We start from the raw sequence: 12,828 nt of genomic DNA on the forward strand, positions 1-12,828 counted from the left end.
CCGCGGAGCGAAGCGGAGCCAGCCAGCTCAGGCGTTGACCATGAAATGCGCAGCGCGTTCCAGATAGTCCCAAAGCTGGTCATGTAACGGCTTCGGGAGCTCCAAGCTGTCGACCGCGTCGCGCATGTGTTTCAGCCAGGCGTCGCGGGCCGCGAAGTCGACCACGAAGGGCGCGTGACGCATGCGCAGGCGCGGGTGGCCCCGCGAGGCCGAGTACGTGTTCGGGCCGCCCCAGTACTGCATCAGGAACAGGGTCAGCCGGTCGGCCGCCGGGTCCAGGTCCTCTTCCGGGTACATCGGGCGCAGCAGGGGATCGTCGGCGACACCCTCGTAGAACCGGTCGACGAGACGCCGGAACGTGGGCTCGCCACCCACGGCTTCGAAAAAGTTGGCGGGGTCGGTCACTGTTCCATCCTGCCAGCCCCGCGCAGGAGCGGTCAGGCCACGGCCCTGTGACGGCCGTGATGCTCGTGCTCGGGCGACGCCTGCTCGGTGGCCGCCGTGAACGCCTCGCGACTAGGCCAGCTCGCGGCCAGCACGCCCATGGCGACCGTGCCGCCGACGCTCCACAGGCCCACCACCAGCGGCAGCCAGAAATGGTCGGCCAGCAGACCCGTGATCATCACGGCGGCGAACTGGCTGAGCTGCATGCCGGTCTGCATCACGCCGTACGCCCGGGCGCGGTACCCGTGCGGCAGGATGAGCACGAAACGGGCGTTGAGGGTGGGCGTCACCCCGCCCTGCGCCATGCCGGAGAACGCCACCAGCAGCGCCACCACCGGCGGCGGCGGGCCGGTGAGGGCCGGCACCAGCACGAGCGCCGAGAGCACCGCGAGCGGCCGCACCAGCCGGTCGCGCAGTTCGGGCCCGGCGAGCCGGCTGATCAGCAGCCCGCCGACGACGAAGCCGATCGGGCCGGCCGCCATGATCAGACCCTGGTCGATGCCGCGGGTGGCCGAGTCGGGGTCGGCCTCGGCCGCCCACGCGGCGGCCAGGCCCTCGGGAACGACCGCGAACATCGTCAGGACGAAGACCATGATCGCGATCGAGCGCAGGGTGGCCGTGCCGAAGACCAGCTGGAAGCCCTCGCCCGACTCGCGCAGCAGGTGGCGGCGCTCGGAGCGGTCGTGCGCGGCCGGCCGCGGCTGCACGCCCCAGGTGATCAGGGCGGCCGAGACCGCGAAGGTGGCCACGTCGATGGCCAGGGCCACCTGCGGGTTGATCGCGGTGGCCAGGGCGGCGCCGGCCAGATAGCCGAACACCTGGGCCGCCTGCCCGGTCGTGGCGTTCGTGGCGACGGCCATCGGCAGCTTGTCGCGCCCCACCACCAGCGGCTGGAGGGCCGACCGGGCCGCCTGTGTCGGTGGCGTGCCCAAGCTGGCCAGGAAGACCAGTAGGAGCATGACCGGGATCGGCACGCCGGGGATGAGCAGCATTCCGATGACGACCATGCGGAACAGGTCGGCCGTGATCAGGACCCGGCGGTACGGGTAGCGCTCGGCCAGCGCCGACAGCAGCGGCCCGCCGACGACCCAGGGGAGGAAGCTGACCGCGAACGCCGCCGCGGACATGAGGACGGACTTGCTCTCCTCGTAGACGAGGACGGTGATGGCGGCGCGGGCGAGATAGTCGCCGACCCAGTTGACGATCAGGGAGAGATAGAGCGCACGGTACTCGCGCACGCCGAACAGGTCGCGGAAGGTGACCTTCCTATCGCTCTCTGTCACCGCCTCGGACACCAGGTCCTCTCTCGATCTTGGCTGTCACCGGGTCGCGGCGAGCGCCGTGCGCGCCCGCGCGGGGGTTGACGCCCGCCGGGAACGTGATGCCGCATGTGCAAATGCTCAAGGCGGATTCTGCCCGATCGTCCGAGTCGATGCTAGGGCGTACGGGCGGAATGTCGGCCATTCGGTCGAGTTCGACCATCCCCCGTACGCCCTAATCCCAGCTCAGGTGGCTCCACCCGGCTGCTGGTCCGCTTCGGAATTGCCGAGGTACGCCGGCGGCACCGCACTGCGCGGAAGCAATCGAGAGGCGGCGATGCGCTCGGAGAGCCCGCTCGTCTCCAGCGACTCGGTCAGCGCCTGCCGGAGATCACGTTGTACGGCCACCTGACCGTCCGAAGTCGTCTTGGCGATCGTGCGGATGACCGCGCCGTCGACGGTCAGCTGCTCGACACCGACCACGTCCGGCGGCTCGAGGAACTCGGTCTGGTGCTCGGGCGCGTCGGCCACCCGCTGCGCGGCCTCCTTGAGCACCGCGATGGCGGTCTCCGAGTTCACGAAGCCGATCGGGATGTCGATGACCACCATGGCCCAGCCCTGGCTCTTGTTGCCGACCCGGACGATCTCGCCGTTGCGGATGTACCAGAGCACCCCGCGCGCGTCGCGGACCGTGGTGATGCGCAGGCCGACCGTCTCGACCACACCGGTGGCCTCGCCCAGGTCAACCGTGTCGCCGACGCCGTACTGGTCCTCCAAAAGCATGAACAGACCGGCGATCAGATCCTTGACCAGGCTCTGCGCACCGAAACCGAGGGCCACGCCGACGATGCCGGCGCTGGCCAGCAGCGGGGCCAGGTTGAAGCCGAACTCACCCAGGACCAGCAGGGTCGCCATGGTGAAGACGACGGCGCTGACGAAGCTGCGCAGCACCGACCCGATCGCCTCGGCCCGCTGGCGGCGGCGCTCCGGTATGTACTGCCCCTCCTCGGCGGTCTGCGCCGCCCTCTCCTTCAGCGGCTTGAGCAGGGCCGGCATCGAGGCCCGGGTCGTGGTGTGCGTCAGGCGGTCGATGGCCCGGTGCAGCAGCCAGCGGATCAGCAGCGCGATCAGGATGATGCCGATGATCCGCAGCGGCTTCACGATGATCACGTAACTACTGCTGGCCAGCCACTGGTTGCCGGTCCACTCCAGGACCCGGCTGCAGAGCGCGTCGGTCTTGCAGACCTCTTCGACGTTGATCGTCGTGTAGACGTCGGGCGAAGGTGAGGGGGATGGGGCTAGAAGCAACACGGGGCACAACCGTACCGGGAGCCGGCGACCGCGCACTCAGGTGCCGCACAGCCTGCTGACCTCAGACGTTTACCCTCCGGCTACGGATTTCGCTCGCAATTTGGTCATCCATCAGGGACTATTGGCGCACACGGTCTCGACTACGCACGCAGGAGCGCCAGTAACACCTTTACCCGAAGGGTGAACTTCGATGCCTGACATACGACCCATAGTGGGCTCATCCGCGTTGGTTCTGAACGCCACCTACGAGCCGCTGTGCGTCGTATCGGTGCGTCGAGCGACCATCCTCGTCCTGACCGCCAAGGCAGAGTGCGTCTCGGACGGCGACGGCATCCTGCACAGCGTGCACACCAATCTTCCGGTCCCCTCGGTGGTGCGCCTCACCCGGTACGTGAAGGTCCCGTACCGCACCCATGTCGGCCTCTCCCGCCGCGCGATCTTCGCCCGGGACGGCGGCCGCTGCGCCTACTGCCGAGGTTCGGCCGAGACCATCGACCACGTCTTCCCGCGCAGCCGCGGAGGCCTGCACGCCTGGGAGAACGTGGTGGCCGCCTGCGCCAAGTGCAACCACAGCAAGGGCGACAAGACGCCCGCCGAGCTCGGCTGGAGGCTCCACCAGATACCGGCCGCACCACGCGGGGTGGCATGGCGGGTCCTCGGACACCGCACGCCAGACCCCCGTTGGGCCGACTGGCTCGACCTCCCTGCCGCCCCGGCTCTGGAAGCCGAGGCGGCTTAATTATTTGCTGAGCTGGTTGCATACGGCTGCTGAGCTGGCTGGCTTCGCTTCGCTCAGCGGGCGATTTGCCCTGGGAGGTCAATGAGATGAGCCCGGTTTTCCGACGCCGCACACCCCACGGCGTCGGAAAACCGGGCTCATCTCATTGACGGGCAAATCGCGGGTGGCGCCGGGTTCAGGGGCGCCGGGAATCCACGAGTGAGGCGAAGACGACGATGTTGTCCTGGTAGCCGGTGCTGCCTCCGATCCAGCGGCCGCCGCAGGTCAGCAGGCGCAGGGACGGGCGGCTGTAATCGCTGTAGACGCGCTGGACGGGGAGTTTGCCCTTGTCGAAGTGCTCGACCGAGTTGACCTCGAAGACCGCCACGGAACGGTCGGCCCGCTGCACCTCGATCCGCTCGCCGGGCTTCAGTTTGGGCAGGGCATGAAAGACCGAGGGTCCCGTACGCGTGTCCGCGTGACCCACGATCAGCGACGGCCCGAACTGGCCCGGCGTGGGGCCCCCGTCGAACCATCCGGCCTCGTTGTGCCGCTCCAGCGGCGGCACGCCGACCGTGCCGTCGTCGGCCAGGCCCACCTCGAGGATCGGCGCCCGCACGTTGATGGCCGGGATGGTCAGGCGCATCGGCCGGCTCGGGTCGAGCACCGGGAACGAGCGGGGCGGGGGCTCGTTCTTCTCCTGGCCCGCGAACAGTGAGCCCAGGTCGAGGTTGGTCGCCGCGCCCAGACCCATGGCGACCACGAACAGGCCGAGGAAGAGCAGGGCCAGCGCGATCATCCCGATCGGCCACGGCTTGCGGCCGCGGGTGGGCCGGGGTGGCGACTTCGGCAGCGGCTTGGGGCTCGGCTGCCGAAAGGGATGCCGCCCCAGCGGAGGCGACGGCGCCGGCAACGGCCCGGTGATGGTCCCGGGCGGTGGCGCCGCGATCTGCGCCGGCTTCTTGCGCAACACCGACTCGGGCATCCGGGGCCCGGTCACCGCCTCACGACGAGGCCGAGAGGCGTCCGCCCCGCCCCGCCCAGCACCCTGACGCGGCGCCCCAGAGCGAGCGCCCCCGTGCGAAGCGGACCCGTGCGCGGCCCCTTCGTGTGTGCCCGGGCGGGGGCGCGGTGACGGGCGGGACGGTGACTGGCGTGGCGGGGGCTGGCCGGTCATCGCCGGGCCCTCAGCCGAGCCGCCGGCGGCGCAGGGACAGCACGCCGAGGACCAGGCCGGCGGCGATGACCGCGAGTCCGCCGCCGATCAGGACGGGTGCGTTGCGGCCCGGAGCCGTTCCTCCGCCACCGGTGGCCGGGCCCCGGGCCGGTTCGACCTTGGCCACCACGTGCACCGTCGCCACCGTCGTGTGCCCGTCGGGGCAGCGGAGCTCGGCCCGGTAGTCGCCGGGCCGGGTGCCGGACGGGACGCGTACGGTCGCCGTCAGAAAGCCGTACTGCGGCGCCACCGTGACCGTTCCGAACAGCCCGGACGTGACCGTCGCCGCCTTGAGATTGTCGTCACAGGACGCGCGGAGCCCCAGCTCGTCGCCGGCCGGCACGGTGCTGGGGTTGACCTCGAGGAAGATGGCGGCGGCACGGGCCGGCGCCGCGTCGATCAGCACGACTGGGACAAACAGCCCCAGAAGGAGCGCCGCCAGGGCGGCGGGGACGGAAATGCGCATCGATTCCCCCTCCTGCCGTCCCGGGACACGTGGCCACGAACGGCGCGTGAGGGTGATTTTCGCATCTCCAACCCCAATACGCCGAGATCCCCTTCGTTGGATCCCGGTCCAACCACCCCTCCGCCGCCCTAAACCGGACTGAAGGCTGAGCAAGATATAGACCCGACGGAGCGGCATGACCTGCGCTCCGCTACCGTGACTGTTGTTCGGATCAGTTTCGGAAATTCAGGCGCCTGGGGGCGTTGACGTTGTCGATTTCAAGCACCGTTCTGGTCTTCGTGGTCATTCCGGCGGTGATCATCGGGCTGATCGCCGCGCTCGTCATGGCCGGCGCCGACCGTACGAAGCGCACACACCGCTACCGGCCCGGCCGGCCCTACGACTTCCAGCCGATCTGGTTCCTGGCCAGGCCGGAAAAGCTCGTGGGCGGTCATGGCCACGCTCAGCCGGCTCTGACGGGCGGCTCGGTTCTGGAGGACAGCTCCGGGGCCCCGGTCAAGCCCGGTTCTACAGGAGGCGCAAGTGACAGCTGGTGACCTTGGCAAGCAGCCGCGGAAGGGCCAGGCGCTGACCACCCTGGACGAGCCCGGCGGCGACACGCTGGTCCACGCGTCCTCCGGCAACGAGGTCGAGGACGGCCCGTTCACCACTCGTCAGCTGCTGCGTCTCGACGAGGCGCTGCGGGTGGCCGACGAGTCGACCGGCCTGACCTTCAGCGTCTACATCGGCGAGTTCGAGACGCCGACCCGCGAGTTCGCGGAGAAGCTGGCCGCGCAGGTCAAGGACGCCGGCAACGCGGTCCTGCTGGCGGTCTCGCCCAACCAGCGCAAGCTGGAGATCGTGACCGGCTCCGAGGCCCGCAAGCGGATCTCCGACCGGGACGCGAAGCTGGCCGGCCTGTCGATGTCGGCCGCCTTCGCCGGTGGCGATCTGGCCGGTGGCGTCATGGCCGGTCTCGACCAGCTGGCCTCGCACGCCGGCCGTCGCTGACACTTACCGCGAAATGAGCCCCCGGTCGTCCGGGGGCTTTTTCGTGCCCGAAACCGGGCGGTAACAACGCTCTGTCGCTAGGCTTGTAGCCCACGGTGATGGAGGTGGTCCGGTGTGGCCCTGATGAGCCCGGCTTCGTACACCCTCGCTCGATGGAGCGCCCCCGAGGGCGAGTGGACCGAACCCGACCTTCACCTGTTCCCGCAGGACGGCCACCTCTACGAGATCATCGACGGCGGCCTGCACGCGTCACCGCCGCCGCCGGAGTCGCATCAGGCGACCGTCCGCGGCGTCGTGACCTCCCTGCGCTCGTCGGCGCCGCCCGGCTGGTGGGTCTGCGACCGGGTCGGCGTCCAGATGGGCGAGAGCAACCTGGTGCCCGACGTGCTGGTGCTGCGCCCGCGCTCGTCCGGCTCGGTCTGGTGCGATCCGGCCGACGTCGCCCTGGTGGTCGAGATCGAGACGCCGGCCACGCGCCGCATCGACCGTCTTCTCAAGCCTTCGCTGTACGCCGAGGCGGGCATCCCGAGCTTCTGGCGTGTCGAGCCGGGCCGGGCGACACCCTTGCTTCACACGTACGCCTTGACGGGCGACCGCTATCAGGCCGTGCACAGCGTCGAGGGCGCCGAGCCGGTCAAGCTCGACGCCCCCTATCCGATGCGGATCGCCCCCGCGGCCTGGCTCTAGCCGGCCGCCGACAGATCCTTCGCGCGGGCCTTCAAGGCCCGCAGGACGCCGTCGCGGCCCTCGGCCACCAGGCGGCGCAGCGACGCCGGCTGACCGTCGCGGGCCAGCCACGCGTCGGTGAGTGCCACCGTCTCCTCGCTGATCTGGTAGACCGGGTAGCCCAGCATCGCGAACTCCTGAGCCGGCTCACTGTCGGAGCGGGCCCACACGTCGCCGACCACGTCGAAGAACTTCGTCGCGTACGGCGCGGTCAGCTCGACCTGCTTGGCGCTCTGGAAACCGGTCAGCAGCGAGCGGTTGAGCCAGTTGGGCACGGTGCCCTCGGTCAGCTTCGACCACACCCGGGCCTTGTTCTCGACCGTCGGGATCAGGGCGTGGGCCACCGCGGCCTCGCGCTCGCCGCTGGCCGTCCGGTCCGAGGCCAGCTCGTCCTCGATCTGCTGCTCGGTGGCCTCGCCCAGCGACGCCAGCGCCTGGAGCAGCGACCAGCGCAGCTCGGTGTCGACGACCAGGCCCTCGGGCACACCCTCGCCGGACAGCCAGCCGCGCAGCACGGCCAGCTCGTCCTCGGTGCGGGCCGCGCCGACGAACGCGCGGGCCCAGGTGAGCTGCCAGCCGGTGCCTGCCGCGGCGGCGGCCAGCTGGGTGCGGGCGAGCTCGGCCAGCTGGGCGTATCCGGTCGCCTGCCACGCCGGGTCGGCGTACTGGGCGATCGCGGTCGAGGCCTGTCGGAACGTGTACGTCGACAGGTTGATGTCGGTCTCGGCCGGCAGACCCGAGCAGACCAGCGTCACGTAGTCACGGGCCGCCAGCTCGGCGTCGCGCAGCATGTCCCAGGCCGCGTTCCAGCACAGCGCCCGGGCCAGCGACGAGTCGAGGCCGGCGATGTGGCGCACCACCGTCGCCATCGAGCGCTCGTCGAGCCGCAGCTTGGCGTACGTCAGGTCGTCGTCGTTGAGCAGCAGCACGTCGGCCGCCTTGACGCCGGCCAGGGCCGCGATCTCGGTGCGCTCGCCGGTCACGTCGATCTCGAGCCGGTCGCGCCGGACCAGCCGGTCGCCCTCGAGATCGTAGAGGCCGACGCCGATGCGGTGGGTGCGCAGCGTCGGATATTCGGCCGGGGCCTCCTGCTGGACCACGACACTGCCGTACGTGCCGTCGGCGCCGATCTCGACGAGCGGGCGCAGGGTGTTCACCTGCGACGTCTCTAGCCACTGGGCGGCGAACTTGCGCAGCTCGCGGCCGGAGGCGGCCTCGAGCTCGGTGAGCAGGTCGTCGAAGGTCGCGTTGCTCCAGGCGTGCTTGCTGAAGTACGCCCGCAGGCCGCTCAGGAAGGGCTCGAGGCCGACGTACGCCACGAGCTGCTTGATCACGCTGGCGCCCTTGGCGTACGTGATCCCGTCGAAGTTGACCTCGACGGCCTCGAGGTCGGGCATCTCGGTGTAGACCGGGTGCGTCGAGGAGAGCTGGTCCTGGCGGTAGCCCCAGCTCTTGCGCACCGACAGGAACGTCGTCCAGGCGTCGGTGAAGCGGGTGGCCCGGGTGTTGCACCAGTGGCTGGCCCACTCGGCGAACGACTCGTTGAGCCACAGGTCGTTCCACCAGCGCATGGTCACGAGGTCGCCGAACCACATGTGCGCGAGCTCGTGCAGGATCGTGTTGGCGCGCTGCTCGTACTCGAAGTCGGTGACCTGCGAGCGGAAGATGTAGTGCGCCTCGGCGTGCGTCACGCAGCCGAAGTTCTCCATGGCGCCGGCGTTGAAGTCGGGCACCCACAGCTGGTCGTACTTGGGCAGCGGGTAGCGCACGCCGAACTGCTCGTGGAAGAAGTCGAAGCCCTGCTTGGTGACCTCGAACAGGTTGTCGGCGTCGAGATATTGCGCCATCGAGGCGCGGCTGAAGACACCCAGCGAGATGCCGTCGTGCTCGTCGCGCACCTCGTGGTACGGGCCGGCGCAGAGCGCGGTGATGTACGTGCTCATCCGCGCCGACTTCTCGAAGTGCACCGTCTTGGCGCCCGGCCCGGCCTTCTCCTCGCGCTCGACCGGGCTGTTGGAGATGACCTTCCAGTGCGCCGGCACCGTGGCGTGCCAGGTGTAGACGCTCTTGAGGTCGGGCTGGTCGAACGCGGCGTACACCCGCTGGGCGTCCGCGGTCTCGAACTGGCTGTAGAGGTAGATCTCCTTGTCCACCGGGTCGAGGCTGCGCTGCAGCCCCTGACCGCTCGCCGAATAGGCGAAGTCGGCGTCGACCACCAACTCGTTCTCGGCGGCCAGGCCGGTCAGGGTCAGACCCTTCTCGGCCGAGAACCCGGCGAGGTCGAGCGGCTGCCCGTTCAGGGTCGCCGACCGCACCGAGGCCGCCGCGGCCTCGATGAAGGTCTCGGCCCCCGGCTCCCGGCAGGTGAACGTCACGACCGTGGTGGAGCGGAAGGTGCCGTCGCCGGGATTGCCGTGGCCGTCGGTGAGGTCCAACGTGATGTCGTACCCGGTGACCTCGAGCAGGCGAGCGCGCTCGGCGGCCTCCACCTGGGTCAAATTACGAACTCCGGCCACAGTCACTCTCCTCTGAGCGCACAAGCTTTCCTATTCAGCCTATGCGGACGGCTACGGGTGGCACACCTCACCCGGCGTCCTGCACAGGACAGTCGAGCAATAGATAGTTGCTTGGAGGAGTATCGACCCATGACAGAACGCTCGACGGTCGACATGTGGTTCGACCCCATCTGCCCGTGGGCCTGGATGACTTCCCGCTGGCTTCTCGAGGTGGAGAAGGTCCGTCCCCTCGATGTCCGCTTCAACGTGATGAGCCTGTCCGTGCTCAACCAGGGCCGGGATCTGCCCGAGGAATATCAGGAGCTCATGGCCAAGGGCTGGGGTCCGGTACGGGTCTGCATCGCGGCCGAGGAGGCCGCGGGCCCCCAGGTGCTGCGCGACCTCTACACGGCCCTCGGCACCCGGATCCACCTCAAGAAGTACGAGCTCGACGAGAAGCTCTACACCGAGGCGCTGGCCGAGGTCGGCCTCGACACCGCGCTGGCCGACGCGGCCACCAGCGACGCCTGGGACGACGCGCTGCGCGGCAGCCACGACGCCGGCATGAAGCCGGTCGGCACCGACGTCGGCACCCCGGTCATCCACGCGCCCGGCCCGAACGGCGGCGACGACAAGGTCGCCTTCTTCGGCCCGGTGGTCACCCCGGCCCCCAAGGGCGAGGCGGCCGGCAAGTTGTGGGACGGCGTCCTGCTCGTCGCCGGCACCCCCGGCTTCTTCGAGTTGAAGCGTTCGAGGGACATCGGTCCCATTTTCGACTGACCGGCTTCTGCAACTCCGTACGAGTCGTTGGATGAGGTGAGATACGCCTCATCCAAGACGGAGAACACACATGGCCGACACCGAAGCGGTGGCGCTGTCCACCATCGCGGTCCAGCGCGGGGACTGGACCGATCTCGCACCCGAGGTGGCAAGCCTGGTGGCGCCGCCGGTCACGGTCTCGGCGCTGCCCCTGCAGCGGCCGGTCGGAGACTGGCGAAAAGGTCAGTTGGCCAGGTCACGGGGCAACATGCCCGTCGGCAGGCACCACCGGCCCGCCCGGTAACTTGGCAGACATGACGGTCGTGCACCCGATCAGCAAGGCCTGGGTCACCACTGGTGGCACCGGCGCCCAGAACTACGACGAATTCGCCGACGACGCCGAAATCACGTCCATCATCGCCGACAATCCGCATAGTTCTCTCGCTGTCGAGATGCCCCATCTCGCTCCCGACTCGCTCGGCAAGTCGTTCACCGACGCGCTGCCGGACGCGGTGGCCCGGCTCGCGCTGGAGCGCGCCGACGGCAGCTACGAGCCGGCCGAGCAGGTCGTCGTGCTCTACCGGATCACCGGCGAGGGCGAGCCGCCGGCGTACGGGCTCTGGAGCATGGTCGACACCGACCAGATCTCCACCCGCGCTGACGAGCCCGGCCTGGTGATCCGCAACGAGGAAGTCTTCATCGAGAAGGTCCGCGAGCGGGTGGCCCTGGCCGAGGCGCTGGGCACGCTGCTCTCGCCCGTGCTGCTGCTGCAGACCACCAAGGGCGACGAGCTGCACGCGGCCCTGGCCGCCGCGATCGAGGAGGCGGGCGAGCCCGCCGCGACCGACACCGACCAGACCGGCCGCACCCACGCCATCTGGCCGGTCGGCCCCGGCGCGCTCCAGGACGAGCTGACCACGTTGGCCGGCGGCGGCGAGCTGGTGGTGGCCGACGGCAACCACCGCAGCCTGGCCGCGCAGACGGCCGGCTTCCCGCGTTTCCTGGCCGTCGTCACCACGCCCGCCTCGGTCGCCATCCAGCCCTACAACCGCCTGGTCAGTGAGCTGCCGGTGCCGCTGGCCGACCTGCTGGCCCGGCTCCGCGCGGCCGGCGCGACGGTCACCGAGGTGCCGCGACCCGCGCAGGTGCCGTCCAAAGGGACAATTGAGGTGTACGCCTCCGGGCGGTCCTTCACGTTGGGCCTTCCGGTGAACACCAACCTGTCGGCCGTCGACAACCTCGACCACGCCCTGGTCGAGCGGGTGCTGCTGCGCGACGTGCTCGGCCTCGACGCGGGCGACAAGCGGATCTCGTACATCGGCGGCGACTACCCGGCCGAGTGGCTGCGGGGCGAGGTCGACGCGGGCCGCTCCGAGCTGGCCGTGCTGATCGCGCCGGTCACCGTCGACGACTTCGTCACGGTGAACCTGGAGCGGCAGAAGCTGCCGCGGAAGAGCACGTGGTTCACGCCGAAGGCCCGAGGCGGTCTCGTTCTCGCCCAGCTCGACTGACGACGATGCTGAATCCGCAGGTCACGGCGGCGGCCGGGCTCCGTTCCCGTCCGCCCGCCCTCTCCTCCGCCGACCCTTACGAGCAGCTCCAGGCCATCCGCCAGGCGATGATCGACGCGATCGAGGTGGAGACCGGCCCGGAGCTGCCGCTGCCGGTCGTGGTGGACGTGGACGCCGACGGGGTGCCGTGCCGGCTCTACGCCACGCGCACCGACGCGCCGGTCTTCGTCTACCTGCACGGTGGCGGCTGGTGCTACGGCACGGTCGAAACCGTCGACCGGCTGTGCCGCCGCATCGCCGACCGCTCGGGCTGCGCGGTGCTGTCGGTGGAATACCGGCTGGCCCCGGAGCACGTCTTCCCGGCCGCCCAGGACGACGTCGACACGGTCCTGTCCTTCGTCCGCAAGTCGGGGGCCGATCTCGGGGTCGACCCGTCGCGGTTGGCCATCGGCGGCGACAGCGCCGGCGGCCAGCTGGCCACGGTGGCCGCCCGCCGGCAGCGCGACCAGGCCACGCCGCTGGACCACCAGGTGCTGATCTACCCGGCGATCGACCCGATGACCGCTTCGGAGTCGTACGACGAGGTCGGCTCGTACGGCCTGGACCGCGCCTCGATGAAACTGGCCTGGGAGACGTACGTCCCGGACCCGGCCCTGCGGTTCACGCCTGACGTGGCCCCGCTCGCGGCCGACCTGGCCGGCATGCCGCCGACCCTGATCATCACGGCCGAGTACGACGCGCTGCGCGACGAGGGCGCCGACTACGCGGACGCGCTGCTCGCCGCGGGCGTCCCGGTGGTGCACACCCGCTACATGGGGGTGAATCATGGCTTCGCGCGCAAACTGGCCGTGATCGACGACGCCCGCGCCGCGGCCGACCAGATCGCCGCGGTCCTGCGCGCCGCCCTGTGCTTTTGACCTTTCGCGATTTCCG

The 12,828-nt window shown here is 70.1% G+C and carries 14 protein-coding genes; 8 read left to right on the forward strand and 6 right to left on the reverse strand.

Annotated features, from left to right (window positions below; all coding sequences use genetic code 11):
• Nucleotides 1-27 precede the first annotated feature (27 nt).
• From ACQP2X_RS07010 to ACQP2X_RS07020, 3 genes are all read right to left on the reverse strand, one after another.
• Entirely contained in the window at nucleotides 28-441 is a 414-nt protein-coding gene (locus ACQP2X_RS07010; RefSeq protein WP_498700830.1) for a globin, read from the reverse strand.
• On the reverse strand, nucleotides 438-1,739 hold the full coding sequence (locus ACQP2X_RS07015; protein WP_498695184.1) for an MFS transporter: 1,302 nt from the start codon (nucleotides 1,737-1,739) through the stop codon (nucleotides 438-440). The genes ACQP2X_RS07010 and ACQP2X_RS07015 overlap by 4 nt, the downstream gene beginning before the upstream one ends.
• A gap of 210 nt (nucleotides 1,740-1,949) precedes the next feature.
• Complete coding sequence (locus tag ACQP2X_RS07020; protein WP_498695186.1) at nucleotides 1,950-3,014, reverse strand: mechanosensitive ion channel family protein; 1,065 nt, start codon at nucleotides 3,012-3,014, stop codon at nucleotides 1,950-1,952.
• 190 nt (nucleotides 3,015-3,204) lie between these two features.
• Between ACQP2X_RS07020 and ACQP2X_RS07025 the strand changes: the two genes are divergently transcribed.
• The gene (locus ACQP2X_RS07025) at nucleotides 3,205-3,753 is read left to right on the forward strand and encodes an HNH endonuclease (RefSeq protein WP_097319820.1); all 549 of its coding nucleotides are present in this window, start codon (nucleotides 3,205-3,207) and stop codon (nucleotides 3,751-3,753) included.
• A 175-nt stretch (nucleotides 3,754-3,928) separates the two neighbouring features.
• Here ACQP2X_RS07025 and ACQP2X_RS07030 read toward each other — a convergent pair whose 3' ends face one another.
• Nucleotides 3,929-4,732 carry a class F sortase gene (locus ACQP2X_RS07030; RefSeq protein ID WP_498695188.1) on the reverse strand — a complete coding sequence of 268 codons (804 nt, stop codon included), beginning with the start codon at nucleotides 4,730-4,732 and terminating at the stop codon, nucleotides 3,929-3,931.
• Nucleotides 4,733-4,919: 187 nt separating this feature from the next.
• Entirely contained in the window at nucleotides 4,920-5,414 is a 495-nt protein-coding gene (locus ACQP2X_RS07035) for a hypothetical protein (RefSeq protein ID WP_498695190.1), read from the reverse strand.
• A 248-nt stretch (nucleotides 5,415-5,662) separates the two neighbouring features.
• On the opposite strand from ACQP2X_RS07035, the gene ctaJ reads away from it, so the two are divergent.
• The 3 genes from ctaJ (at nucleotide 5,663) to ACQP2X_RS07050 (ending at nucleotide 7,091) form a co-directional block, all read left to right on the forward strand.
• Nucleotides 5,663-5,950, forward strand: a complete 288-nt coding sequence (ctaJ, locus tag ACQP2X_RS07040) for an aa3-type cytochrome oxidase subunit CtaJ (RefSeq protein ID WP_498695191.1) — start codon at nucleotides 5,663-5,665, stop codon at nucleotides 5,948-5,950.
• Between the two features lie 64 nt (nucleotides 5,951-6,014).
• On the forward strand, nucleotides 6,015-6,404 hold the full coding sequence (locus ACQP2X_RS07045) for a DUF5130 family protein (protein WP_498700832.1): 390 nt from the start codon (nucleotides 6,015-6,017) through the stop codon (nucleotides 6,402-6,404).
• 123 nt (nucleotides 6,405-6,527) lie between these two features.
• Nucleotides 6,528-7,091, forward strand: a complete 564-nt coding sequence (locus ACQP2X_RS07050) for a Uma2 family endonuclease (protein WP_498695193.1) — start codon at nucleotides 6,528-6,530, stop codon at nucleotides 7,089-7,091.
• On the opposite strand, the gene pepN is transcribed toward ACQP2X_RS07050, so the two are convergent.
• Nucleotides 7,088-9,646, reverse strand: a complete 2,559-nt coding sequence (gene pepN, locus ACQP2X_RS07055) for an aminopeptidase N (RefSeq protein WP_498695195.1) — start codon at nucleotides 9,644-9,646, stop codon at nucleotides 7,088-7,090. The two genes, ACQP2X_RS07050 and pepN, sit on opposite strands and share 4 nt — an antisense overlap.
• A 129-nt stretch (nucleotides 9,647-9,775) precedes the next feature.
• On the opposite strand from pepN, the gene ACQP2X_RS07060 reads away from it, so the two are divergent.
• From ACQP2X_RS07060 to ACQP2X_RS07075, 4 genes are all read left to right on the forward strand, one after another.
• Nucleotides 9,776-10,405, forward strand: a complete 630-nt coding sequence (locus tag ACQP2X_RS07060) for a mycothiol-dependent nitroreductase Rv2466c family protein (protein ID WP_498695197.1) — start codon at nucleotides 9,776-9,778, stop codon at nucleotides 10,403-10,405.
• Nucleotides 10,406-10,475: 70 nt separating this feature from the next.
• Nucleotides 10,476-10,688, forward strand: coding sequence for a hypothetical protein (locus tag ACQP2X_RS07065; RefSeq protein ID WP_498695199.1), 213 nt, complete (start codon nucleotides 10,476-10,478; stop codon nucleotides 10,686-10,688).
• A 10-nt stretch (nucleotides 10,689-10,698) separates the two neighbouring features.
• Entirely contained in the window at nucleotides 10,699-11,895 is a 1,197-nt protein-coding gene (locus ACQP2X_RS07070) for a DUF1015 family protein (protein ID WP_498695201.1), read from the forward strand.
• Nucleotides 11,896-11,900: 5 nt separating this feature from the next.
• Nucleotides 11,901-12,812 carry an alpha/beta hydrolase gene (locus tag ACQP2X_RS07075; protein ID WP_498695203.1) on the forward strand — a complete coding sequence of 304 codons (912 nt, stop codon included), beginning with the start codon at nucleotides 11,901-11,903 and terminating at the stop codon, nucleotides 12,810-12,812.
• Nucleotides 12,813-12,828 lie beyond the last annotated feature (16 nt).

The organism is Actinoplanes sp. CA-131856 (genome assembly GCF_050956135.1).
Taxonomy (GTDB): Bacteria; Actinomycetota; Actinomycetes; order Mycobacteriales; family Micromonosporaceae; genus Actinoplanes.

What these genes read in the sequence shown, in the direction of transcription:
- ACQP2X_RS07035 (WP_498695190.1), bottom strand. Translation starts at nt 5,414, where the DNA reads ATGCGCATTTCCGTCCCCGCCGCCCTGGCGGCGCTCCTTCTGGGGCTG.
- ACQP2X_RS07065 (WP_498695199.1), top strand. Translation starts at nt 10,476, where the DNA reads ATGGCCGACACCGAAGCGGTGGCGCTGTCCACCATCGCGGTCCAGCGC.
- ACQP2X_RS07025 (WP_097319820.1), top strand. Translation starts at nt 3,205, where the DNA reads ATGCCTGACATACGACCCATAGTGGGCTCATCCGCGTTGGTTCTGAAC.
- ACQP2X_RS07075 (WP_498695203.1), top strand. Translation starts at nt 11,901, where the DNA reads ATGCTGAATCCGCAGGTCACGGCGGCGGCCGGGCTCCGTTCCCGTCCG.
- ACQP2X_RS07050 (WP_498695193.1), top strand. Translation starts at nt 6,528, where the DNA reads ATGAGCCCGGCTTCGTACACCCTCGCTCGATGGAGCGCCCCCGAGGGC.
- ACQP2X_RS07070 (WP_498695201.1), top strand. Translation starts at nt 10,699, where the DNA reads ATGACGGTCGTGCACCCGATCAGCAAGGCCTGGGTCACCACTGGTGGC.
- ACQP2X_RS07060 (WP_498695197.1), top strand. Translation starts at nt 9,776, where the DNA reads ATGACAGAACGCTCGACGGTCGACATGTGGTTCGACCCCATCTGCCCG.